The organism is Nocardia sp. NPDC101769, assembly GCF_044766925.1.
Taxonomy (GTDB): domain Bacteria; phylum Actinomycetota; class Actinomycetes; order Mycobacteriales; family Mycobacteriaceae; genus Nocardia.
Genome location: NZ_JBIWMX010000036.1, coordinates 61,779 through 84,373, shown reverse-complemented (window position 1 = coordinate 84,373; position 22,595 = coordinate 61,779). Strand labels below are relative to the sequence as shown.

Annotated in this window: 22 protein-coding genes; 14 read left to right on the top strand and 8 right to left on the bottom strand. The window is 69.0% G+C overall.

Annotated elements, in window-relative coordinates:
- Positions 1–19: 19 nt before the first annotated feature.
- The 4 genes from ACIRRA_RS38220 to ACIRRA_RS38205 all read left to right on the top strand — a co-directional run bounded on the left by ACIRRA_RS38220 (position 20) and on the right by ACIRRA_RS38205 (position 4,395).
- Positions 20–340 (top strand): hypothetical protein, encoded by a 321-nt coding sequence (locus ACIRRA_RS38220; protein ID WP_402778757.1) that lies wholly within the window; start codon positions 20–22, stop codon positions 338–340.
- The gene (locus ACIRRA_RS38215; RefSeq protein WP_402778754.1) at positions 337–2,304 is read left to right on the top strand and encodes a hypothetical protein; all 1,968 of its coding nucleotides are present in this window, start codon (positions 337–339) and stop codon (positions 2,302–2,304) included. Before ACIRRA_RS38220 ends, ACIRRA_RS38215 begins: the two co-directional genes overlap by 4 nt.
- A gap of 421 nt (positions 2,305–2,725) precedes the next feature.
- Positions 2,726–3,199, top strand: a complete 474-nt coding sequence (locus ACIRRA_RS38210; protein ID WP_402778751.1) for a GbsR/MarR family transcriptional regulator — start codon at positions 2,726–2,728, stop codon at positions 3,197–3,199.
- Complete coding sequence (locus ACIRRA_RS38205) at positions 3,196–4,395, top strand: FAD-dependent monooxygenase (protein WP_402778748.1); 1,200 nt, start codon at positions 3,196–3,198, stop codon at positions 4,393–4,395. Before ACIRRA_RS38210 ends, ACIRRA_RS38205 begins: the two co-directional genes overlap by 4 nt.
- A gap of 159 nt (positions 4,396–4,554) precedes the next feature.
- Here ACIRRA_RS38205 and ACIRRA_RS38200 read toward each other — a convergent pair whose 3' ends face one another.
- Entirely contained in the window at positions 4,555–5,418 is an 864-nt protein-coding gene (locus ACIRRA_RS38200) for a dienelactone hydrolase family protein (protein WP_402778745.1), read from the bottom strand.
- A gap of 190 nt (positions 5,419–5,608) precedes the next feature.
- On the opposite strand from ACIRRA_RS38200, the gene glmS reads away from it, so the two are divergent.
- A complete protein-coding gene (gene glmS, locus ACIRRA_RS38195; RefSeq protein WP_402778743.1) occupies positions 5,609–7,477 on the top strand; it encodes a glutamine--fructose-6-phosphate transaminase (isomerizing) in 1,869 nt (622 codons plus the stop codon).
- A gap of 8 nt (positions 7,478–7,485) precedes the next feature.
- On the opposite strand, the gene ACIRRA_RS38190 is transcribed toward glmS, so the two are convergent.
- Positions 7,486–7,911, bottom strand: a complete 426-nt coding sequence (locus ACIRRA_RS38190; RefSeq protein ID WP_402778741.1) for a plastocyanin/azurin family copper-binding protein — start codon at positions 7,909–7,911, stop codon at positions 7,486–7,488.
- A gap of 117 nt (positions 7,912–8,028) precedes the next feature.
- Here ACIRRA_RS38190 and ACIRRA_RS38185 point away from each other — a divergent pair, with 117 nt between their 5' ends.
- The gene (locus ACIRRA_RS38185; RefSeq protein WP_402778738.1) at positions 8,029–9,576 is read left to right on the top strand and encodes an NAD(P)H-hydrate dehydratase; all 1,548 of its coding nucleotides are present in this window, start codon (positions 8,029–8,031) and stop codon (positions 9,574–9,576) included.
- A 90-nt stretch (positions 9,577–9,666) separates the two neighbouring features.
- On the opposite strand, the gene ACIRRA_RS38180 is transcribed toward ACIRRA_RS38185, so the two are convergent.
- The gene (locus tag ACIRRA_RS38180) at positions 9,667–10,542 is read right to left on the bottom strand and encodes a LysR substrate-binding domain-containing protein (protein WP_402778735.1); all 876 of its coding nucleotides are present in this window, start codon (positions 10,540–10,542) and stop codon (positions 9,667–9,669) included.
- Positions 10,543–10,612: 70 nt separating this feature from the next.
- Here ACIRRA_RS38180 and dapA point away from each other — a divergent pair, with 70 nt between their 5' ends.
- The 6 genes from dapA to tsaD all read left to right on the top strand — a co-directional run bounded on the left by dapA (position 10,613) and on the right by tsaD (position 15,681).
- Positions 10,613–11,518: a 4-hydroxy-tetrahydrodipicolinate synthase gene (gene dapA / locus ACIRRA_RS38175; RefSeq protein ID WP_402778731.1), complete on the top strand. Its 906-nt coding sequence runs from the start codon at positions 10,613–10,615 to the stop codon at positions 11,516–11,518.
- A gap of 123 nt (positions 11,519–11,641) precedes the next feature.
- Positions 11,642–12,778 carry an alanine racemase gene (gene alr, locus ACIRRA_RS38170; protein WP_402778728.1) on the top strand — a complete coding sequence of 379 codons (1,137 nt, stop codon included), beginning with the start codon at positions 11,642–11,644 and terminating at the stop codon, positions 12,776–12,778.
- A gap of 11 nt (positions 12,779–12,789) precedes the next feature.
- Positions 12,790–13,221: a tRNA (adenosine(37)-N6)-threonylcarbamoyltransferase complex ATPase subunit type 1 TsaE gene (gene tsaE, locus ACIRRA_RS38165; protein WP_402778814.1), complete on the top strand. Its 432-nt coding sequence runs from the start codon at positions 12,790–12,792 to the stop codon at positions 13,219–13,221.
- A gap of 215 nt (positions 13,222–13,436) precedes the next feature.
- Positions 13,437–14,147 carry a tRNA (adenosine(37)-N6)-threonylcarbamoyltransferase complex dimerization subunit type 1 TsaB gene (gene tsaB / locus ACIRRA_RS38160; RefSeq protein WP_402778725.1) on the top strand — a complete coding sequence of 237 codons (711 nt, stop codon included), beginning with the start codon at positions 13,437–13,439 and terminating at the stop codon, positions 14,145–14,147.
- Positions 14,144–14,653: a ribosomal protein S18-alanine N-acetyltransferase gene (gene rimI / locus ACIRRA_RS38155; RefSeq protein ID WP_356997103.1), complete on the top strand. Its 510-nt coding sequence runs from the start codon at positions 14,144–14,146 to the stop codon at positions 14,651–14,653. Before tsaB ends, rimI begins: the two co-directional genes overlap by 4 nt.
- Positions 14,650–15,681 (top strand): tRNA (adenosine(37)-N6)-threonylcarbamoyltransferase complex transferase subunit TsaD, encoded by a 1,032-nt coding sequence (tsaD, locus tag ACIRRA_RS38150; protein WP_402778720.1) that lies wholly within the window; start codon positions 14,650–14,652, stop codon positions 15,679–15,681. The genes rimI and tsaD overlap by 4 nt, the downstream gene beginning before the upstream one ends.
- A gap of 199 nt (positions 15,682–15,880) precedes the next feature.
- Here tsaD and ACIRRA_RS38145 read toward each other — a convergent pair whose 3' ends face one another.
- On the bottom strand, positions 15,881–17,278 hold the full coding sequence (locus ACIRRA_RS38145) for an Hsp70 family protein (RefSeq protein ID WP_402778717.1): 1,398 nt from the start codon (positions 17,276–17,278) through the stop codon (positions 15,881–15,883).
- 636 nt (positions 17,279–17,914) lie between these two features.
- Here ACIRRA_RS38145 and groES point away from each other — a divergent pair.
- The gene (gene groES, locus ACIRRA_RS38140) at positions 17,915–18,217 is read left to right on the top strand and encodes a co-chaperone GroES (protein ID WP_033086015.1); all 303 of its coding nucleotides are present in this window, start codon (positions 17,915–17,917) and stop codon (positions 18,215–18,217) included.
- A 152-nt stretch (positions 18,218–18,369) separates the two neighbouring features.
- Positions 18,370–19,977: a chaperonin GroEL gene (gene groL, locus ACIRRA_RS38135; protein WP_402778714.1), complete on the top strand. Its 1,608-nt coding sequence runs from the start codon at positions 18,370–18,372 to the stop codon at positions 19,975–19,977.
- A 332-nt stretch (positions 19,978–20,309) separates the two neighbouring features.
- On the opposite strand, the gene ACIRRA_RS38130 is transcribed toward groL, so the two are convergent.
- From ACIRRA_RS38130 to ACIRRA_RS38115, 4 genes are all read right to left on the bottom strand, one after another.
- Positions 20,310–20,549: a hypothetical protein gene (locus ACIRRA_RS38130; RefSeq protein ID WP_402778711.1), complete on the bottom strand. Its 240-nt coding sequence runs from the start codon at positions 20,547–20,549 to the stop codon at positions 20,310–20,312.
- Between the two features lie 125 nt (positions 20,550–20,674).
- Positions 20,675–20,989 carry a hypothetical protein gene (locus tag ACIRRA_RS38125; RefSeq protein ID WP_402778709.1) on the bottom strand — a complete coding sequence of 105 codons (315 nt, stop codon included), beginning with the start codon at positions 20,987–20,989 and terminating at the stop codon, positions 20,675–20,677.
- 1 nt (position 20,990) lies between these two features.
- Entirely contained in the window at positions 20,991–21,566 is a 576-nt protein-coding gene (locus tag ACIRRA_RS38120) for a sigma-70 family RNA polymerase sigma factor (protein WP_356997109.1), read from the bottom strand.
- Positions 21,567–21,954: 388 nt separating this feature from the next.
- Positions 21,955–22,248 (bottom strand): WhiB family transcriptional regulator, encoded by a 294-nt coding sequence (locus tag ACIRRA_RS38115; protein ID WP_040855647.1) that lies wholly within the window; start codon positions 22,246–22,248, stop codon positions 21,955–21,957.
- Positions 22,249–22,595: the final 347 nt, after the last annotated feature.

Here is a 22,595-nt window from a genome sequence, read left to right as displayed (position 1 = left end):
CGCGATTCGAGGGGGACCAATGAGTGAATCCGGCGATTTCGGCGTGCGCATCGCGGCCCTGCACGACGGGGCCACCACGTTGCGCGACAATGCGGCGGCCCTTGGGCGGCATGCCCGTACGGTCGGCGATCATGCCTTCGGCATCGGCAGGGACGAAGCCGGGCGCAACTATTCCGCGCAGGGCATAGCCGTGCGCCAGGGCTTCGAGCGCGCGGCCGCCTGCCTGCGCTACTGGGGCGCGGCCGCCTCCGCCACCGCCGAGGTATTCGACCGCGCCGCCACCGAATACGCGCGCCTGGACCGTGAACACGCGACCGCGCTCACGAGGGTGGGCCGATGAGCTTCGACCCCACCGGCAAGAGCGTCGACCAGATTCTCGATTACGGTGCGCCCGGCCTCCAGTACTGGGAACACTTTCTGCCCCTGTACACCAAGGCATTCGGTGCGCCGGAGGGGCTCGGCCTCGCCGATCTCTATGCCCGCTACGACGAGCAACGAGGCGCGGATCTCGTCGAATTCGATACCGCCCGAACCGAACTGGACAGAGTGCTCACGGACGGCGAGGCGCGTTGGTCGTCGCATCAGGCTGTCGCGCAAACCCTGCCCGCCGCCTGGACCGGCGCCACCGGCACCGAGGCGCTCACCATCGTGAATTCCCAACTGCGCCAGGCCCGCGACGATCTCGACACCATTCGCACCGCTTCCACCGCCATCGCCGCCGCCCTGGACCCGCTCCGCGAATCAGTCCTCACCAAGGCCGAACACACCCTCGCCCTGCTCGAACCCACCCCGGACGGCGAAGGTCGCCTCGCCATCGACGGCAAGACCCCGGACGACATCGAAGCCCTCGACCCCATCGACCCCTGGCTCACCAGTACGTTCCGCGCCGACGTCGATCACAAACTCGCTGCCTTCGCCGCTGCCTGCGCCACCACCAACGAGACCTTCGAATCCCACTACCGCACCATCATCACGGCCCTGGCCCAGGTCATCGACCATCCCTACCCGCAACCCGCCCAGGCCCTGCTGCCCGAGCCCGAGGAGATCGCGGCCCCGAGTATTCCTACGCCTCAGCCTCTTCCAGCGCCACAGTCGTACCCAGCGGCAACGCCGCCGACGTCGCACCCTCGGCTGCCGCAGCCGGCCGTCCCGCCGGGATACTCGCCCCCGTCGGGCGGGGCGACCACATCCGACCCGACCCAGCCGCAGTCTCCGGATCGAGCCCAGCCGTCGGCCGTCCCGCCGGAATCCCTGCCCGGCCGAGTGGGTTCCGACGCACCGGCCGCCGAGACGCAAACGGCCGGCGTCGCGGACCCCGGTGGTGCGGAGTCCGGTGGCGCCGTGGGATCGGCGGACACCGGAACCGGAGCGTTCCCGGAGCTGGTCCAGCCGCGATCCGACCAGTTCAGCAGGACTCTGAAAGACGCCCTCACCCAACTCGAAACCGGCCTCCAACGAGGTATTTCCGCCGCCGTGGAGAAGCTCGGCTCCCTGGCTGGCCAGACGTCGCCATCGCCCGGTGAATCGGAGTCTGCAAACGAGCCCAAGCCCGACCCGGATCACCCAGAGGGCCAGGCACTCCCGTCCGATCGGCTCGAATTCGACCTGTCCGGAAAGCATTTCGTCCTCGAACGCACGCCTCCGGGTGACCTGACCCTCACCGCGACCGACGAATCCGGCCGAATCCACACCTACACGCTGTCTTTCGATCAGAACGGCATCCCCGTCCTCGCCACCGACGACCCGGCCCACACCCCCACCGCGCCCGCCGGTGATGCCAGCACGACCCCGGACCCACTCGCTACAGGGAGTGGTGGCGGAACGCTGGGTACGCCGAAAAACACCGAGCCCATAGACCCCGGCGAGGTTGGACCCACCCCGGACCAACTCCTCCACCCAGACTGCGTACCCCGCACCTGCACAGTTCCCGACCCGCCGATCGCTCCACCGAACCCCTGCCCCGATCACACCCCGGATCAGGCTGCGCCGCCAGAGGTTCCGGCCCCGCCACACGCCGCCGAGGACGGTGAACTGCCGGGCTGCACCCAGCCGTCCACCCCTGATTGCACTCTGGACCGGGCCGCGGGCGATTGCGTGCCGTCGACCTCGCCCGTGCCGACCGACCCACCGCCCGTGCCCGCGCACCCGCTCGAAAACCCCGTGCCGCCAACAGCTACGGGTCAACCCGGATTCGACGCGCCACTCACCGCTGCCACGCCCTGGTCGGCAGAGCCGCGCGCGCCGATGGAGATCCCGGAGGAAGGTCTCGAAATCCCCGAGACCACCGAACCTCTCGCGCCGTAATGGGGTCCGGTAGTAGTCGCCGAAGTTTCAACGACGTTCGGCACAGCCACTGATCGGGAGACGCAGAGTCGCCTCCAGTCACTCGCATCCGACGCGAGGAAGTCGCATCTGATGCGAGCCCGCCAGCGGCGATGTCCACGGACCAGCGTTCGGGAGACGACCTCTGGGGCAATGCGTTTCCGCAGTTCGAACCTGTAACGCATGCCGTTTACGTGGCAACGTCCAACGGTCGGGGATTGGTGATACACCCGCTGGAAGTGCTCAGGGTCATCATGCCGAGCGACCGGGAGCGACGTCCATATCCGTTGTTCCTTCGCGATTACTACTGGAACCCAAACCCGGTCGCCCTCATCAGGCCTATGTTCTTCTAGAAGTTTCTGTATATACTGAAACTTCTAGAAGAACATGAGAGGACGGTGGGATGAGTAGGTCGGATTCCGAGCGTGAGCGGGTGTTGGAGTGGGTCGAGCAGGTGGCGATGTTCTGCACCGCTGAGTACGGGGTGCCGCCTATCGCGGGTCGGATCCTGGGGTGGTTGATGATCTGCGATCCAGCGGAGCAGTCGGCTGAGCAGATTGCGGCGGCGGTCGGTGCGAGCCGGGCGTCGCTTGCGACCAATATGCGGGTACTGACCGACGCCGGTTTCATACGGCGACGCACGAAACCCGGCGAGCGCACCAACTATTACCGAATGGACGACGACGCCTGGGAAACCGTGGTTCGGCGGCGCGTGGCCAGCCTGGCGGCATTCCGCGATGTCACCGCCGCCGGAATGGAATTGGCGGGGACCGACACCACCCGTGTCCGGCGACTGCGGACCGCACATGAGGTCTACGACTGGATGACCAAGCGTCTCACCGAGGAACCTCTTCCCTTCCGAAAGGACGAAAAGTGACGACCTCATCGACTCGCTATGAGCGGACGGCGATAGTGGCCGGTGGCGGTATCGGCGGGCTCGCCGCCGCGATCGGGCTGCGGCGGGCAGGGTGGTCGGTCACCGTGCTGGAACGACGCCCCGATCTGCACGAGATCGGGGCCGGCTGGTCGTTCGCACCCAATGCCGTGCGAGCGGCGGACGCACTGGGCGTCGGCGACGAGTTGCGCGCCGTGTCGGTCCCGACGCAGGCCGGAGCGACATTGCGCACACCCGCCGGTAGCTATCTCATGCGATTCCGCCCGGGACGCGACACGGCGCTGCTGGCCAACCATCGCGCCGATCTGCACGACGCACTGCTTGCGCACCTTCCTGCCGAATGTGTGCGCGCCGCAGCCGAAGTCACCGGTATCGAGCAATCCGACAGCGGGGCCGTGGTCGCCTACCGCACACCGGATGGTCAAGGGCAGGTCACGGCCGACATTGTCGTCGGAGCCGACGGGATTCACAGTGCGGTCCGCCGATCGGTCTTCCCGAATGCTTCCGGGCCGGTCTTCCAGCGTGTCCTGTGCTGGCGCGGCGTCTCCACGCCGGGGTCGGTGTGGCCGGTCGACGGATTCCAGACCTGGGGTCGTGGTGCGCGATTCGGCGCCCACCCGTTGCCCGGACAGCGCGTGTTCTGGTTCCTCACGGTCCGCCAGGACCGGCCCGACACCCGATACGACGACGATCTCGCCGAGATCCGCCACCGGATCGGCGATTGGCACGACCCGATACCCGCCCTTCTGGATGCGACACCACCGGAATCGGTACTACGGCACGATATTTACGACCTGGATCCGCTGGACACCTACACCCGCCATCGGGTGGCGCTGCTCGGCGATGCCGCCCATGCCATGACGCCATTCCTCGCCCAGGGCGCCTGCCAGGCGTTCGAAGACGCGACGGTGCTCGCTGCGCAGCTCTCGGGCGATACCGACATCCCCACCGCCCTGGCGCATTACGACCGACTCCGCCGACCCCGCAGCCAACGGGTACAACGCCTGGCTCGCCAGGACCCGAAAATCAGTCTGTCCACCAACCCGCTCACGTACGGGCTCATGACCCGGCTCACACAGATGGCCGGCGCTGCTGTCGCTGCCCGTAAGTCTGCTCCCCTGTGGAACTGGACCCCACCCGCCCTCGACACCCACTCCACGCCGGTGAACCGTGAATGACGTGGCCGCCGAACAGATTACGTTCCGGAGCGGCGAGGTGCGATGCGCCGCAGACCACTAACTCCCTGACGAGGCCTGCCATTCAGGCCCGGCGATCGTCGTGGGCCACAGCGTCCACATGGTCAAGGGGGTTGCGGGGATATCCGTGCGAGAAGCGGGCTACTTGCGCAGGGCTTGGATGAGTTGGAGGACAGGGAGTTTCTGGGGCTGCTCGGGCTCTTCCTCGATGGCGTTGGGGTCCACGAGCTGGGTGTGGGGGAGGGCGGCTTCGGGGTCGGCGAAGGGCTTGTACTTCTTGTCGCCGAGGACGGTGTAGTTGAGGTAGCCGACGAGGAGGGCTCGGGTGAGGCGTTCGGTTCTGGGTTCGTGTTTGCCGGCACCGAGGGCGGCCAGGGCGCGGCGGCCCTCGATCATGCCGTTGTGCCCGGCCTTGTCGAGCGAGCGCAGGATCGCACCCTCGGCCCAGGCGGCGGCCAGCGGGATGGCATTGGAGCTGACCGAGTCGATATCGGTGGCGCCGGCCAGGATCAGGGCCGGGGCGTCGATCTTGGGGGCCAGGGCCTCGGCGGAGGGCGCGGTGGGGGACGGGTACAGGGCCGCGACGGCGGCGACGTCGCGCTGGGAGGCGGCGATGACGGCCGCGCCCGCGCCCATGCCGTGCCCGGCCAGGGTCAGCCGCTTCGGATCGACGCTGACATTGCCCGCGCCCAGCCGCACCCCGGCGCAGATGTCGAGGGTGGTCAGCAGATCCGTCGCGAGGTTCAGGTGCGAGGGAATGGGTCCGCGCTCGGTGTCGGGCGCCGCGGCGACATAGCCCCAGGAGGCCAGATGCTCCAGCAGCCTGCGGTAGTTGCCGACTCCGGTGAGCCACCCGTGCCCGAACGCCACCGCGGGCAGATTGAGTCCCTTCCCCGGCGTGTACACCACGCCGGGCAGCCCGGCGATGCCGAGATTCCCGCGCAGCACCTCGTGCGGGCCACGCAGGGTCAGAGTGCTCAGGAGCGATTTCACAGACGCCGACACGCTGTAGAACTTAGCTGGAATTCCGACGAGATGCTTTGACCCCACCCAAAGGCTCGCGGCCAAGCGCGGGGAGCGAAGCGCTCGATTCTGGACTGCGCGCCGCCTCCCCGCGCTTGCAGCGGGGAGCGAAGCGGAGGGCAGATTGGCCACAGCTTCGTCCGGCGCGCCTACCCCGTTAGGCTAGGGGGCCATGTGCGGAATCGTGGGGTATGTGGGGTACCGGGATGCGCTCGGCGTGGTGGTCGATGCGTTGCGCCGCATGGAATATCGAGGTTACGACTCTGCGGGAGTGGCGATCCTGAACGGCGCGGGCGGTCTCGCGGTGGAGCGCAAGGCCGGGCGCCTGGCCAATCTGGAGGCGGAGCTCGCCGAGACGGGACGGGACCGTTTCGCCGGATCGACGGGCATGGGCCACACCCGCTGGGCCACGCACGGCGCGCCGACCGATCGCAATGCCCACCCGCATCGCGATGGCACGGGCCGGGTCGCGGTGGTGCACAACGGCATCATCGAGAACTTCGCCCCGCTGCGCCGCGAGCTGGAGGCTGCGGGCGTCGAGCTGAGCAGCGACACCGACACCGAGGTGGCGGTGCACCTGGTGGCTCGCGCCTACGCGGCCGGGGACACCGCGGGTGATTTCGTCGCCTCCGCACTCGCGGTGGTGTGCCGTCTGGAGGGCGCGTTCACGCTGGTCTTCTCGCACGCCGACCACCCGGGCACCATAGTGGCCGCCCGCCGTTCCACCCCGCTGGTGGTAGGTGTCGGCCAGGGCGAGATGTTCATCGCGTCCGATGTGACCGCTTTCATCGAACACACCCGGGAGGCAGTCGAACTCGGCCAGGACCAGGCCGTGGTCATCACCGCCGACGGCTACCGGGTCACCGATTTCACCGGCGCGACCGACGGCGTCCGGTTCCGTCCGTTCACCATCGACTGGGATCTGGCCGCCGCCGAGAAGGGCGGCCACGACTACTTCATGCTCAAGGAGATCCAGGAGCAGCCCGCCGGCGTCGCCGACACCCTGATCGGCCACTACGCGGGCGGCCGGATCATTCTGGACGAGCAGCGGCTGGCCGATCAGGAGCTGCGCGAGTTCGACAAGGTCTTCGTGGTCGCCTGCGGCAGTTCGTATCACGCGGGCCTGCTGGCCAAGTACGCCATCGAGCACTGGACCCGGCTGCCGGTGGAGGTCGAGCTGGCCAGCGAATTCCGTTACCGTGACCCGGTTCTGGACCGTTCCACCCTGGTGGTCGCCATCTCGCAGTCCGGCGAGACCGCCGACACGCTGGAGGCCGTGCGTCACGCGAAGGAGCAGAAGGCGCGAGTCCTGGCCATCTGCAATACCAATGGCGCGCAGATCCCGCGCGAATCCGATGCCGTGCTCTACACCCGCACCGGCCCGGAGATCGGCGTGGCCTCGACCAAGGCGTTCCTGGCCCAGATCACCGCCAACTATCTGGTCGGCCTGGCGTTGGCGCAGGCGCGCGGCACCAAGTATCCGGACGAGGTGGCGCGCGAGTTCGCCGAACTGGAGTCCATGCCGAAACTCGTTGCCCAGGTGCTGGAGTCGGCCGACCGGGTGCGGGAGATCGCCCGCCGGTTCGCGCACGTGCCGACGGTGTTGTTCCTGGGCCGCCATGTCGGCTACCCGGTCGCCCTGGAGGGCGCGCTGAAGCTCAAGGAACTGGCGTACATGCACGCCGAGGGTTTCGCGGCGGGCGAGCTCAAGCACGGCCCGATCGCCCTCATCGAGGACGGGCTGCCGGTCTTCGTGGTCATGCCCTCCCCGAAGGGCCGCGCGGTGCTGCACTCCAAGCTGCTCAGCAATATCCGGGAGATCCAGGCTCGCGGCGCGCGCACCATCGTCATCGCCGAGGAGGGCGATGACACCGTGCGCCCGTTCGCCGACCACCTGATCGAAATCCCGTCGGCCCCAACGCTGTACCAGCCGCTGCTGTCGACGGTTCCGTTGCAGATCTTCGCCGCCGAGGTGGCGCAGGCCCGCGGCTACGACGTCGACAAGCCGCGCAACCTGGCCAAGTCCGTCACGGTCGAATAGCCGCGCGGCTACTGGACGGTGACCGTGCCCTTCATGTCCGGGTGCAGCGGGCACAGATAGCGGTAGGTGCCGGGCGTGGTGAAGGTGTGGCTCCACTCGCCCTTGTGGATGATCGGGCTGTTGATGCCGAGTGCGACATCGCCGATGCCCTGCACGGCGTGCGGGGCGCGGTCGTCGAACTTCCAGGTCACGGTGTCCCCAGCCTTGACGGTGATGTCGGCCGGGGAGAACTTCATGTCCTTCACCTCGACGGTCACCGCGGCGGCAACCGCCGGACCGGTCGAGGTGACCGTCGCGGAAGCGGCCGGAGCAGCCGTTGTCGAGGTGGCCGCGCTCTTCGAGCCTTCCGACGAGCAGCCCCCGGCCACCAGCGCTCCGGCCACGACGGCGACGAGAAGCAGGACACGCGAAGACGACTGGCGACGGATCGACATGCCAGCCAGGTTAGTACCCGGCGATAGCGCGCCATGCGCGGGCACCGCGCTGACCTGCGCCGCGATCCGCCAGGCGTAGTCTCCTTCAACGCAGGCAATCACATCCGGGAGGCGACCATGACCGCACCGGCGGTGCGCGGGTACTACACGGCCGACGAGGTCCGGGCCGCGGAGGCCGAGCTGTTCACCAGGGTTCCCGAGGGAATGCCCATGCGGCGGGCCGCCTTCGGCCTCGCCGACGTGGTGGCGCGGGAACTGCGGGAACGTACCGGGGGTGTGGCCGGTCGCGCGGTGACCCTGCTGGTCGGGTCGGGCGACAATGGCGGCGACGCGCTGTGGGCGGGCTCGTTCCTGCGGCGGCGCGGGGTCGCGGTGCGGGCGGTCCTGCTGGTACCGGAACGCGCCCACGCGGCCGGCCTGGCGGCCCTGCGCCGAGCGGGCGGGCGGATTCTCGCCGTCTCCGCCACCGTGGAGGAACTGCGGGAAACGGATCCGCGCCGGCTCGGGCTGCCGCAACTCGTCTACACCAGCACCGCCGTGCCCTACCGGGTCGGTCAGCTGCTCGGCGCGCCGGATCTGGTGGTGGACGGGATCGTCGGCATCTCCGGTCGTGGCCCGTTGCGCCCGGTGGCAGCCGAACTGGTTGCGGGCGTGCGCTGTCCGATCATCGCCGCCGACCTCCCCTCCGGCGTCGATTGCGACACCGGAGCCGTGACCGGTCCGGCCGTCCGCGCGGACGTCACCGTCACCTTCGGCGCCTGCAAGCCGGTGCACGCGCTCGCCGCACCGCACTGCGGCCGAATCGAGCTGGTGCCCATCGGATTACGACTGCCCGAGGCGAATTTGATCGCGCTGGAACCGCGGGCGGTCGGCGCGGGCTGGCCGGTCCCCGGTCCCTCGGACGACAAGTACACACAGGGCGTCACCGGCGTCTGCGCGGGCAGCGGCACCTATCCGGGCGCGGCCGTGCTGTGCACGGGCGGCGCGGTCGCCGCCACCTCGGGCATGGTGCGCTATGCGGGCACCGGCGCGGGACAGGTCCTCGCCCACTTCCCGGAAGTGATTGCCGCCGAGACCATTTCCGCGACCGGACGGGTCCAGTCCTGGGTCTTCGGCCCGGGCGCGGGCACCGACTCCGCCGCCCGCGACCGGCTGGCCGAGATCCTGGCCACCGACCTGCCCGTGGTGGTGGACGCCGACGGCCTCACCCTGCTCGCCGCCGAACCCGGTCTGGTGACCGGCCGCGCCGCCCCGACCGTCGTGACGCCCCACGCCGGCGAATTCGCCCGTCTGACCGGTTCCGAACCCGGCTCCGACCGCGTCGCGGCGGTACGCAAACTCGCCGAATCCTGGCAGGTCACAGTGCTTTTGAAGGGCCGCGCCACCCTCGTCGCGGGCCCCGGCGTCCCGGTCTTCGTCAATGAGGCTGGTGGCTCCTGGGCCGCCACGGCCGGTTCCGGTGACGTCCTCTCCGGCATCATCGCCGCCCTGCTGGCCTGTGGGCTGGACCCGTCCTGGGCCGCCGCGGCCGCCGCCCGCGCCCACTCTCTCGCCGCCAACCTCGCCGCCCACGCCGCTACTTCCGCCGGGGCCCCGATCTCGGCTTCCCCCTTGCTCTCCCACATCCGCGCGGCCATCGGCACGCTCCGGGAGCTCGCCTCCTGATCCCTGGCGGCCGCGCATGCCGGGGGTGTGGCTGCTCCGGCTCCAGCTCGTCCTGCTCCCCGGCGCCGTGCTTGTTCTATCCGGAGGATTTCACTCGCGAGTACTGGCAGCGGCCGCGCGGAGTGCGGTGCGCGCGGCCGTGACGATCGGATGGGCACCGGTGCCGCTGCGGTAGGCGAGGTGGGTGCGGCGGCGGGTCGGCAGCGCGGTGAGGGTGACGCCCGGGGGTGTCGAGAGCGCGCCCAGATCCGGAACGAGTGCCACGCCCTGGCCCGCGGCGACGAGCGCCAGCACGGTGCCGAAGTCGTCGGCGTGGTGGCGGATACGCGGGGTGAATCCGGCGGCGAGACAGGCTCGGACGGTCATCTCGTAGCAGAGGGTCCCGGGCGTGCCCGCGATCCACGGCGAATCAGCCTGTGCGGCAAGCGGTCCGGGTTCGCGGGCGGCCAGGTGGATGGTTTCCTCGAACAGCGGCTCGGTGTCGAGACCGGGTTCGGGTGCGAGGGGAACGTAGTCGTACTCCTGCAGCAGCGCGATATCCAGGGTCTCGGCGCGCAGGGCGGCGGGGGCGGCGGCCGGATCCAGTTCGGTGACAAGCAGTTCCAGCCGCGGATGGTCTCGGCTCAGCGACACCAGCGCGGGAGAGAGGATGGCGTGTACGGCGGTCGGGAATGCGCCGATGCGCAGGGTGCCGGTGAGTTCGGTTCGGGCCGAGGCGAGTTCGGCGATCGCCTGTTCCAGCACTGCCAGAATGGTCTCGGTGTGCTCGACCAGCCGCAGCGCGGCCGGTGTCAGGGTGACGCTGCGCCCGGTGCGTTCCAGCAGCGGCACCCCGGCCTCCCGTTCCAGTGCGGTGAGCTGCTGGGACACCGCCGACGGCGTGTAGGTCAGGGCCTCGGCGACCGCGGCGATGGTCTTGCGGTGCGCGAGCTCGCGGAGCAGGCGCAGACGGCGGACATCCAGCATCAGCTGATCTTATTCTCGGGCGAAGAAACGTGAAATAGACCTGAAGCCCAGTATCGATCACGCTGGTCACATGACATTCACCGGCCTGTATGTGCCCTTGGTCACGCCCTTCACCGCCGATGGCGACCTGGCCGCTGACGCCCTGGAAGCCCTCGCCCACGAAGTCCTCGACGCGGGCGCGGCGGGCCTGGTCGCGCTCGGCACCACCGGAGAACCCGCCACCCTGACCGCGGACGAGCAGGCCCGGGTCATCGACATCTGCGCGAACGTCTGCCGCGAGCGCGCCGCCGCCCTCATCATCGGCGCGGGCTCCAACGCCACCGTCGACTCCGCCCGCTCCCTCACCGCCCTCGACCCGCGCGCCACCGCCGCCCTCGCGGTCGTTCCCTATTACACGCGGCCCTCGGAAGCCGGTGTGGTGGAACACTTCCGGACCCTCGCCGCCGCCAGCCCCGTGCCGCTGCTGATCTACCACATCCCATACCGCACCGCCCTTACCCTCGGTGCCGACACCCTGCTCCGCCTCGCCGAACTGCCGAATGTCGCGGGCTTCAAATACACCGCGGGCGGCATCGACGACACCACGATCGCCTTCATGTCCCGCCTGCCCGACCACACATCCGTGCTCGCGGGCGACGATCTGTATGCCGCCCCACTGCTCGCCCTGGGTGCGTCGGGCGCGATTCTCTCCTGCGCCAATGTCGCCCCCGCCGCCTACGCCGACCTGATCGCCGCCTGGCGCAGGGGCGAACTGGCATCCGGCCGCGAACTCGGCAACCGCCTGGCTCCGCTGGCCGCCGCCCTGTTCACCGAACCCAATCCCGTTGTGGTGAAGGCGGTTCTGGCCGCCCAGGGCCGCATCCCCACCTCGGCAGTCCGGCTGCCGCTGCTCCCGGCAAGCGATGGGTCGCTGTCCGCCGCGTCAGCGGCGATTGCCGCTGCGAAGGTGACAACTGATTTCGTAAGAGCCGGGTAACTCGCCGGGTAGGTCCAAAATCGGTTCGGCACCCAACCGCCGGTACGGGTGCGCGACGGTCAACGGCCCTCAGCCGCCCGCTGCAGGTTCGGAGCGGCAGCGGAGCGTGGCAGTATCGAGGGCGTGAAGAAGCCCGACCCGCAGGTGGAGATCGTCGTCGACCTGGATGCCATTGCCCACAATGTGCGAATCCTGGCCGAGCACGCCGGAGACGCCGCGGTCATGGTCGTGATCAAGGCGGACGGGTACAACCACGGTGCGGTCGAGGTCGCGCGGGCGGCTCTGGCGGCGGGCGCGCGGGAACTCGGCACCACCACGGTCGGCGAGGCGGTGGAGCTGCGGGCCGCGGGGATCACCGCACCGATCCTGTGCTGGCTCAACACCTCCGACACCGACTACGCGAGGGCCATCGCCGCCGATATCGAAATCGGCGTCTCCGCGCTCGCGCAGCTCGAGGACGTGGCGCAGGCGGCGCGGCAGCTCGGCCGGACCGCCACCGTGAGTCTCAAGGTGGACACCGGGCTCAACCGCAACGGCATCCCCACCGCCGAATTCCCCGAGGTGCTCGACCTGCTCGGGCGGCTGGTCGCCGAGGAGACGGTGCGCTTCCGCGCCATCTTCTCCCACCTCGCGCTCGCCGACGAGCCGCAGCATCCGGTCAATGACATGCAGCGCGAACGGTTCCTGGAATTCATCGCCACCGCCAAGGAGCACGGCCTGCAGCCGGAACTGGCGCACCTGGCGAATTCCGCTGCCGCACTGACCCGTCCGGACCTCGCCTTCGACATGGTGCGCCCCGGCATCGCCGTGTACGGCCTGTCGCCGATCCCGGAGCTATCCGATTTCGGCCTGCGCCCGGCCATGACCTTTCGCGCCAGGGTGCTCCGGGTGAAGCGGGTCGCGGCGGGGGAGGGCGTGTCCTACGGCCACGAGTGGATCGCCGGCCGCGACACCACGGTCGCCCTCGTTCCGGTCGGCTACGCCGATGGCGTGCCGCGCCTGCTGGGCGGCCGATTCTCGGTGGCGCTGGGCGGCGTCCGCTACCCGCAGATCGGCCGGGTGTGCATGGACCAGATCGTGGTGGACCTGGGCGAGAACGAAGCCGGGGTCCGGGCGGGTGACACCGCGGTGCTGTTCGGTGGTGAGCCCGGTCACCCGCACGCCCAGGAGTGGGCCGACACGCTCGGCACCATCAACTACGAGATCGTCTGCTACCCCCGCGGCCGCGTGGTCCGTACCCACGTCGGCGGTGACCGGTGACCGATCACCGCATGCTCGCCACCGTCGAGGACACCGAGGCGCTGGGCCGCGAGCTCGCCGAACAGCTGCAGGCCGGGGATCTGGTCATCCTCGACGGCCCGCTGGGCGCGGGTAAGACCGCGCTCACTCGCGGCATCGCCGCCGGGCTGGGTGTCGAAGGACGCGTCAGCTCACCGACTTTCATCATCGCCCGCCAGCACCGCGCCGGAACCCACCCGGGTGCGGTGGCGCTCGTGCACGTGGACGCCTACCGGCTCGGCGGTGACCTCGACGAACTCGACGCCCTCGATCTGGACACCGATCTCGACCACGCCGTGGTTGTGGTCGAATGGGGTCTGGGCGTGGCTGAACACCTGGCCGATCGCCATCTGCGCGTGCAGCTGCGCCGCGAACCCGAGTCCGACGTGCGCACCGCCGAATGGGAGTGGGTGTCGGGAAAATGACTTCGCGGTTTTGATTGTGCCGAGTGTCACAGCCCGAGACCATTGCGATGAGGTTCGCGGCCCGTCTCGTTCTGGACCGAGTGGAGCGGGGGAGCGAACGGCTCCATAGACCTGCGCCTTGGAGGAGCGGAGGGAGGGAAGAGCGAGACCTCCAGGGCCGCGAACCCCGCCGGAGCGAAGCGGAGGCAATTAGACGCAGTATCGTAAAGACAATCATGCTGATATTGGCTGTCGACACCGCGACCCCCGCCGTCACAGCGGGACTGGTGGAACTGGAACCGGCGCAACCCGGGTCGAACGCACCGCAGATCACCACGATCACCGCCAAGGTGACCGTGGACGCTCGCGCGCACAACGAGGTGCTCACCCCGCAGATCCTGGCCTGCCTCGCCGGATCCGGGCGTTCCCGTGCCGATATCGCCGCTGTCGTGGCCGGTGTCGGGCCTGGACCGTTCACCGGACTGCGCGTCGGCATGGCCACCGCGGCCGCCTTCGGTGACGCACTGGGTGTTCCGGTGTATGGGGTGTGCAGCCTGGACGCCATCGCTGCCGACACCGAGAGCTATCTGCGTGAGAGCGCCGACCCGATCGAGCTGTTGGTCGTCACCGACGCCCGCCGTCGCGAGGTTTACTGGGCGCGCTACCGCACCGCGGCCGAGGGCCGGACACTGACGCGGTCCGAGGGGCCCGAGGTCAGCAAGCCCGCCGATCTGGATCAGGCCGCCGCCACCGTGATCGCCGGATCCGCTTCGCACGTCGACTATTTCGATCTGCCGGTGCTGCCGGTCGAGACGCCGTCCCCGGCGGGCCTGGTGCGTTGCGCCGCCGCCGAGATTCTGGCCGGCGTCGTGCCCGCGCCGCTGGTGCCGCTGTACCTGCGCCGCCCCGATGCCGTCGAGAAGAGTTACGCGCAGGTGGGCCGATGACCATCCGCATCGAACCGATGCGGCCTGCCGACGTCTCCCGCTGTGCCGAACTCGAGCAGGTGCTGTTCCCGGAGGACGATCCCTGGCACGAGGTTTCGTTCCTGTCGGAGCTGGCCGGACCGCACAACCGCTACATCACCGCGCGCGACTCCGACGGCCGCATGATCGGCTACGCGGGCATCGCACTGCTCGGCACCGCCGAACATCCCGAGGCCGAGGTCCACACCATCGGCGTCGATCCCGCCGAGCACCGGCGCGGCATCGGCACTTTGCTGCTGGAGGCGCTGCTGCTGGAGGCCGGCCGCCGCGGCGGGCCGGTGTTCCTCGAGGTCCGCACCGACAACGCGCCCGCCATCACGCTGTACGAGAAGCACGGCTTCCACATCATCGGGTTGCGCAAGAACTACTACCAGCCCAGCGGGGCCGACGCGTACACCATGCGGCGACCCGCCATGGCCGGCTTCCCGCAGGACGGATTCACCACCGACGCCGAGGTCTCGTCATGATCGTCATGGGTATCGAAAGCTCCTGCGACGAAACGGGAGTCGGCATCGTGCGCCGACGGCCCGACGGCAGCTGCGAACTGCTCGCCGACGAGGTCGCCTCCAGCGTGGACCAGCACGCCCGCTTCGGCGGCGTGGTGCCCGAGATCGCCTCCCGCGCACACCTCGAGGCCATCGTGCCCGCCATGCGCCGGGCGCTGGCCACGGCCGGCATCAGCAAGCCCGACGCCCTCGCCGTCACCATCGGCCCCGGTCTCGCGGGCGCGCTGCTGGTGGGCGTCGCGGCGGCGAAAGCCTATGCGGCGGCCTGGGATATCCCGTTCTACGCGCTCAACCACCTGGGCGGGCACGTGGCCGTGGACACCCTCGAACACGGTCCCATGCCCCCGGCGGTCGCGCTGCTCGTGTCCGGCGGGCACACCCACCTGCTGCAGGTCACCGATCTCGCCCACCCCATCACGGAATTGGGCAGCACGGTCGACGACGCCGCGGGCGAGGCCTTCGACAAGGTGGCCCGCCTGCTCGGCCTCGGCTACCCGGGCGGGCCGGTGCTGGATTCCATTGCCACCGAGGGCGATCCGAACGCCATCGCCTTCCCGCGCGGCATGACCGGCCCCCGCGACCCGCGGTACGACTTCTCCTTCTCCGGCCTGAAGACCGCCGTCGCCCGCTATGTCGAAGCGGCGCAACGGGAAGGCCGCGAGCTGCCCATCCCGGATATCGCGGCGTCCTTCCAGGAGGCCGTGGCGGATGTGCTCACCATGAAGGCGGTGCGCGCGGTCCAGGACACCGGCGTCGACACCCTGGTGCTGGGCGGCGGCGCGACCGCCAACTCCCGCATCCGTTCGATGGCCGAAGAACGCTGCACCGCAGCCGGTATCACCCTGCGCGTCCCCAAGCCGCGCCTGTGCACCGACAACGGCGTCATGATCGCCACCCTCGGCGCCCACGTGATCGCCGGTGGCGCAGAGCCTTCCGAACTCACCGTCGCCACCGACCCCGGCCTCCCCGTCTCCACCAGCCACCTGTGAATGCCGCCCGCAACCGGTCGTGAGCGGGCTGGCGAATGCCGAGGCGGCAACTGATTTCGTAACGCTCGGGGTAACTCATACGTCCGAACTGGGTTCGGCACCCAACCGCCGGCACGGGTACGCGACCGTCAACGGTTTCACGTGGCCGCTGAAGTCTCGGGGAGGGGGGAGTGTGCCACCGCCGTTCGCGGAGCCCGAATCAGTGGGCGTGCGCGGGCGTGACCGAGATATGCGGCTCCGATTCGGCCGACGGCAGGGTGGTGCCGAGCAGCGGGCCGAGCAGGCGGGAGAGATCCGCTGGGAACGGGATCTGGGGTAAGTCGGGATCCGGGCGCAGCGGCGGCTGCTGGGCGGTGCTGCTGGGCGCGACGGGGGCTCCGCCGGCCGAACCGGTCAGGGGCAGCGGAACGGCGGCCGTGGTGCGGCGCGGGGTGGTCGTGGTGGAGCCGCCCGACGGGCCCGTCGACAGGGTGGTCTGTGGGACCGACTGCTGCGGGCCGGTCGTGGAAGGCGAGTAGTGGGTGTTCTGCGGCTCGGGCACGACGAATTCCTTGACCCCGTACCCGACGATCAGACCGACCACCACGATCGCGCCGGCCAGCGTGCCCGCCACCTTGGTAAAGGTGCCGATCGGCGCGTCCGAGCCCAGGCCGATCACCGGGAAGGCGCTGCTCGGCGTGGTCGAATCCGCCACCAGCGCCGCGCCTTTCGCGATCGCGGCCTCCGGCTCCGGCACGGTGACGACCGGCACGTCGAGCTGGCGCTCCAGCCCCACCACCATGATCGGCACATTGGCGCCGCCGCCGATCACGGCGACCGCCTCCGGGAACTTCGGGGCGCGTGCGAACACGGCGCGCGTGAATACCGTCAGCTCGCGTAGCAGGTCGGCGACGATCTCCTCGAAGTCCACCCGGGTCAGCTTGAGCGGCTGCCCGGCCACGTGGTCGATGGTGACCGCCGGAACCACCGACAGGTGCTCCTTGGCGGCGCGGCTGCGGTTGAGCAGAATGCCCCGGTTGGGCCGGATGCCGCGGCGGGACAGGTGGCAGTCCAGCAGGTGCCGCAGGATCAGCTCGTCGATGGCGTTGCCGCTGATGGCGGCGGTGCGCTCGGTGCGCAGCACGGTGTCGTCAGCGTGGTCGGCCACGGTGACCGTGGTGCCGGTTGCCCCGATGTCGATGATCGCCACCGTGTTCCAGCGGTCCAGCAGGCCGGTGTGCCGCAGATAGGCCAGGGCCGCCGTGCTCTCCGGGATGAGCTGTACGCCGTGCCGCTGCCGACCGATCGCCGAGCGGATGATCTGGGCCTGCTCCCGGTCGCGGTAGGCGACCGCGATGTCACCGGGCGGGGCCGAGCCGGGCTCGCGGTGGCCGTTGCCGCGGGCGACCGGATGGGCGCCGACCGGATGCACGCTGTCGCGCGGAATCTGGGTGGTCATCAATTCGATCGAGGACGCCACCAGATCACCGAGGTCGGAGTGGGCGGTATCGGCCGTCACGACCCGGTAGTCGAAGTTCTGGGCGCCGTTGGGTGCGGTGGCGACCGTCGCCGAGCACACCACCTCGCTCCCGGCGGAGATACCGAGGGATGTTCGCATGTTCACCTCCCTTCGAGCGGATGGTCCGGGTGGAGACGACCATCTCGAACGGACTCCGGACGCGCCCAACGGGTGGCGGACGTCTCCGAGCTTCGGATCGCGGCGGGCCCTTGTCCGATGGGGCATCCGGACCTGCCACTGATCACTTGCGGTCTTGCTCTCTTCTCGAGCCCGCGCGCAGGGTTGCCACGCGGTTGGCGGGGTGAAGCAGTTGTGAAACTCTCGACGGTGCACGTGGCGGGACCGATTCGGTCTCGTCGCGTGGCCGACGTCAATGGTGTCACAATCCGTTATCCGAACGTTACAGATTTTCGGATTTCTTTGGAAGACCTCAGATTCCCGGGCCGTCGTGTCGGCGAGTCGCGCTGTCCAGCGGTGTTGCCGTGCTGTCCAGCGGCGTTACAGGTAACGCCGGGTACGGAGTAGCAGTGCCCGGCCTTGAGCGCTGGCACTCCCGTGTATAGAGTGCTAGTTGGCACTGGGTTAGTGCTGAGGTGCCAGCTGATGACTACTGGGCAGGGGTCCCGGCACCCGCGACGACGGGGCTGATTGCGCAGGGTCACACACATGACCGAAACCGTGAGTCCGGGGAACAGCCCCGGACGCGACGAATCCCCTGAAAGTGGAGGGCTCAACGTGGCGAGCGTGAACATCAAGCCGCTCGAGGACAAGATCCTCGTCCAGGCCAACGAGGCTGAGACGACGACCGCCTCCGGCCTGGTTATCCCCGACACGGCGAAGGAGAAGCCCCAGGAGGGCACCGTCATCGCCGTGGGCCCGGGTCGCTGGGACGAAGACGGCGAGAAGCGGATTCCGCTGGACGTCAAGGAAGGCGACGTCGTCATCTACAGCAAGTACGGCGGCACCGAGATCAAGTACAACGGCTCGGAGTACCTGATCCTGTCGGCTCGCGACCTGCTGGCCGTCGTCACCAAGTAGGAACGCTCCAACTCTCGGGGCTCGGGCCTCCGCCTCCCCGCGGCCGGGCTTCCCAGAGCACCGAGAGACACCGCCCCGAGTCGCAGCTGCCAATACAGCAACCGGCCCGGGGCGGAGTGCGTTCCGACCCAACTCATTTCAGGAGTAGGTACATGGCAAAGCAGATCGAGTTCGACGAGAAGGCTCGCCGGGCGATGGAGCGCGGCGTCGACAAGCTCGCCGACGCAGTCAAGGTCACCCTGGGCCCGCGCGGCCGGCACGTGGTGCTGGCCAAGGCGTTCGGTGGCCCGACCGTCACCAACGACGGCGTGACCATCGCCCGCGACATCGACCTCGAGGACCCGTTCGAGAACCTGGGCGCGCAGCTGGTCAAGAGCGTCGCCACCAAGACCAACGACGTCGCCGGCGACGGCACCACCACCGCCACCGTGCTGGCGCAGGCTCTCATCAAGGGTGGCCTGAAGAACATCGCCGCAGGCGCCAACCCGATGACCCTGGGCAAGGGCATGAGCAAGGCCGCCGAGGCGGTCGCCGCCGCCCTGCACGCCGCCGCGACCCCGGTCAACGGCGAGAAGTCCATCGCGCAGGTCGCCACCGTGTCCTCGCGGGACGAGGAGATCGGCGCGCTGGTCGCCGAGGCGCTGACCAAGGTCGGCAAGGACGGCGTCGTCACCATCGAGGAGTCCTCGGGTCTGCAGACCGAGGTCGCCATCACCGAGGGCGTGCAGTTCGACAAGGGCTACCTGTCCCCGTACTTCGTCACCGACCCGGAGACCATGCAGGCGGTCTACGAGGACGTGTGGATCCTGCTGAACCGCGAGAAGATCAGCTCCCTGCCGGACCTGCTGCCGCTGCTGGAGAAGATCGCGGAGTCGGGCAAGCCGGTCGTCATCATCGCCGAGGACGTCGACGGCGAGGCGCTGTCCACCCTGGTGGTCAACGCGATTCGCAAGACCCTCAAGGTCGTCTCGGTGAAGGCCCCGTTCTTCGGTGACCGCCGCAAGGCGTTTCTGGACGACCTGGCCATCGTCACCGGCGGCACCGTGGTCAACCCGGACCTGGGCATCACCCTGCGTGAGGCCGGCCTGGACGTGCTGGGCAAGGCCCGCCGCGTCGTGGTCACCAAGGACGAGACCACCATCGTCGAGGGTGCCGGCTCGCAGGCCGACATCGACGGGCGAGTTGCCCAGCTGCGCAAGGAGATCGAGAACACCGACTCCGACTGGGACCGCGAGAAGCTGGAAGAGCGCCTGGCCAAGCTGGCCGGCGGCGTCGCCGTCATCAAGGTCGGCGCGGCCACCGAGACCGAGCTCAAGGAGCGCAAGTACCGCGTCGAGGACGCCGTCGCGTCCGCCAAGGCCGCGGTCGCCGAGGGCATCGTCCCCGGCGGTGGCACCGCCCTGGTGCAGGCCGCTTCCACGCTGAACGCCCTGCGCGACTCGCTCTCCGGTGACGAGGCCGTCGGCGTCGAGGTCGTGCGTCAGGCCCTTGTGTCGCCGCTGTTCTGGATCGCCAGCAACGCCGGCGTCGACGGCGCGGTCGTCGTGTCCAAGGTGTCCGACGGCAAGGATGGCTTCAACGCCGCCACCCTCACCTACGGCGACCTGGTCGCCGAGGGTGTCATCGACCCGGTGAAGGTCACCCGTTCCGCGGTGGAGAACGCCACCTCGGTGGCCCGCATGGTCCTCACCACGGAGTCCGCGATCGTCGACAAGCCGGTCGACGAGCCCGCCGCCGCCCACCACGGTCACGCCCACTGACCCAGCTCAGCTGACGTCAACTCAGGCCCCCGGACAGCCCGCTGTCCGGGGGCCTCGCCGTCTCCGAATCCCAACCGCGCCACTCACTATCGTCCGGCGCGATCCGGCCGTCGGCGTGACTGCGCCACGCCCCGCATTGCCATGATGACGCCCGGAGGGCAATGGTCGCGTCCGGACTACATTGCGCCACTGTCATTTTCGGGCCGCGTGCCCTCTTCGCCGAGGCGAGCGCCTCGTTCCATGAAAGTTCCAATGCCCGAACCGAATCCGACTGTCGCGCGCTACCGGTCCGGGCATGCCGGCCCGCAGCGGTTTTCGGGTCCGGGCGGCTGTCAGCGCGCCGGGGAGATCGTCACCGTAGGCCCGGGGTAGGTGTCTGTCGGTGACGGCGTCAGCCAATTCGGGCCCAGTGGCACGGAGACGGGCGGGAGCGGGACGGCGGGGGATGGGTCCCGGAGATCGCCGGCGTGCGGGTCGGCGAAGACGTAGAGGCCCGCGAGTATCAGGGTGAGAGCGGCCACGCCCGCGAGGGCACGGCGGTAGGAGCGAATGAGGATGCTGAGGAGTCGCATACAAATCGGGTTTTACCGGCAAAGCATCCAGCCGAAACCGGTCAGGCGACCTGAATCGGCGGCATGCAAAAAGGACCTCGCGGGCGTGACGGGTATCTGGACCTCTTACTTCGGGAAATGAGCTCTCAGTCGTGGATCGGACTGGCGGAGCGGCCGTTTCCGTGGTGGAGACCGTGGTGGGAGCGGTGAATCGTGTTCGGCGGTGCCTGGTCTGTGGCTATCGCGGCGAGAAGGCGATCGCGGAGCGCGGGCGGTGGCGGTACGGCCACCGCGGACGCGGCCAGCATGATGGCTTCTCGGGTCTGCTGCACTTCCTGGGTGAAGGCCGCGCGCAGTACGGCGTCGTCGGTATCCAAAAGGTCCGCCACTGCGCGCTGATCTTCGTCGCCGATCGATCCGAGCGCGACAGTGTGCGCGAGATCGATCTGGCTTTCTTTCATCTCACGTCACTCCCAAACTTTTCTTGAGTCGTGTCAATCCATCCCGTATACGGGACTTAACGGTGGGCAACCCTACGCCCAGATGGGCCGCGACCTCGGCGTACGTGCGTCCGCCGAAGTACGCGAGGGAGATGGCTTCCCGTTGCGTCTCAGTCAACGTCGCCAGGCCGGCGAGCACCGCCTGCTGTTCCAGCCGACGCCCGACCTCCTCGGTGACCTCGTCGAACTCGTTGCCGAGAGTGCTGGTGCCGTACGCGACCTCGCGCAGGGCGTGCGCCTGCTCGGCCCGAACCCGGTCGACCGCGCGCCGATGGGCCAGCGTCATCAACCAGGTGACGGCCGAACCCTTGGACGGGTCGAAGTTGGCTGCCGTGCGCCAGATCTGGAGGTAGACCTCCTGGGTGGTCTCCTCCGCGTAGCCCGGATCATGTAGCACGCGTAGGACCAGGCCGAACACTCGCGCGCTGGTGCGGTCGTACAGCTCGGCGAACGCCTGCTGATTCGACTGCCCGCAACGCTCGAGGAGTGCGGCTAGTTCGAGACTTTCGGCTGCGCGCGCCGTCACCGCAGAGTCCACGCTGGGCGTTTCCGCCCCTCCGTCCCTCGAGCTCTGGAACGAGTTGCCCTCTGCGGCCGGCGGCCGCGCTGTCACAACGCTCCGTTCTGTGTCATCGGCCACGAGGGTAGCGTGCCGCTATAATCTCCTCTCGCGTGGGGGTATCGGCAAAGAGACTGTGGCAGAGTGGCTTTCCAGTTGCGCCGAAACGTCGCATACGTGACATTCGAGACACGACGCGACCTGCCGACGTCGCCGACCCCTGGAGCGGTGCCGGGTGTTTGCTAGACATTCGGCACGCCATCGCTGTCGGATGGGAGGCATCTCGAGCCCACTCGGTCGTCGGTCTCAGCGACAGCGCTGGTGAACACCAGTCACGCGAGTTTGCCCGGAGCGCGGAACGGGTGCGTCAGGCGACGATGCGCCGGCGGTTGCGGCGGGCGTGTAGCTCGCGCTCGGTCTCGGACATTCCGCCCCAGATGCCGTAGGGCTCACTGACCTTCAGCGCGTGCGACCGGCACTGCAGCAGCACCGGGCAGGACTTGCAGATCTCCTTGGCGCGCAGCTCGCGCTGGGCCCGGGCGCGGCCGCGTTCGCCGTCCGGGTGGAAGAACACCGCGGAGTCCTGACCGCGGCAGGATCCGCGCATCTGCCAATCCCAGACATCGGCGTTCGGGCCTGGGAGGTGGGTCGGCATAGGCATGGTGAACTCCTCATGGTGCGAGCTCGTCGGCATTGTCGAGCGGTGCTGGTGGCAAACAGGTGGCCGCATCGCCGTGGCCCGGCGATCGCACTTCGTCGGCTACGCAATTCGACACGACGCCAACGACGGCGATGACGTACGTTAGGTCGGACAACGAATTCGAGTCAATAGCTTCATTCGACTCGAGCCGAATACGTGCACATTAGAGAATTAACATCCTAGCTATTTACAAAACCGCCTGCCTGTGGTGATACTGATCGGTTGCCCAGTGCCGTGACCAACCTGTGATAGCCCATCCGACTGGCAGAAATGCCTGGTAGCAGCGGATTTTCGAGGGTCGATACCCG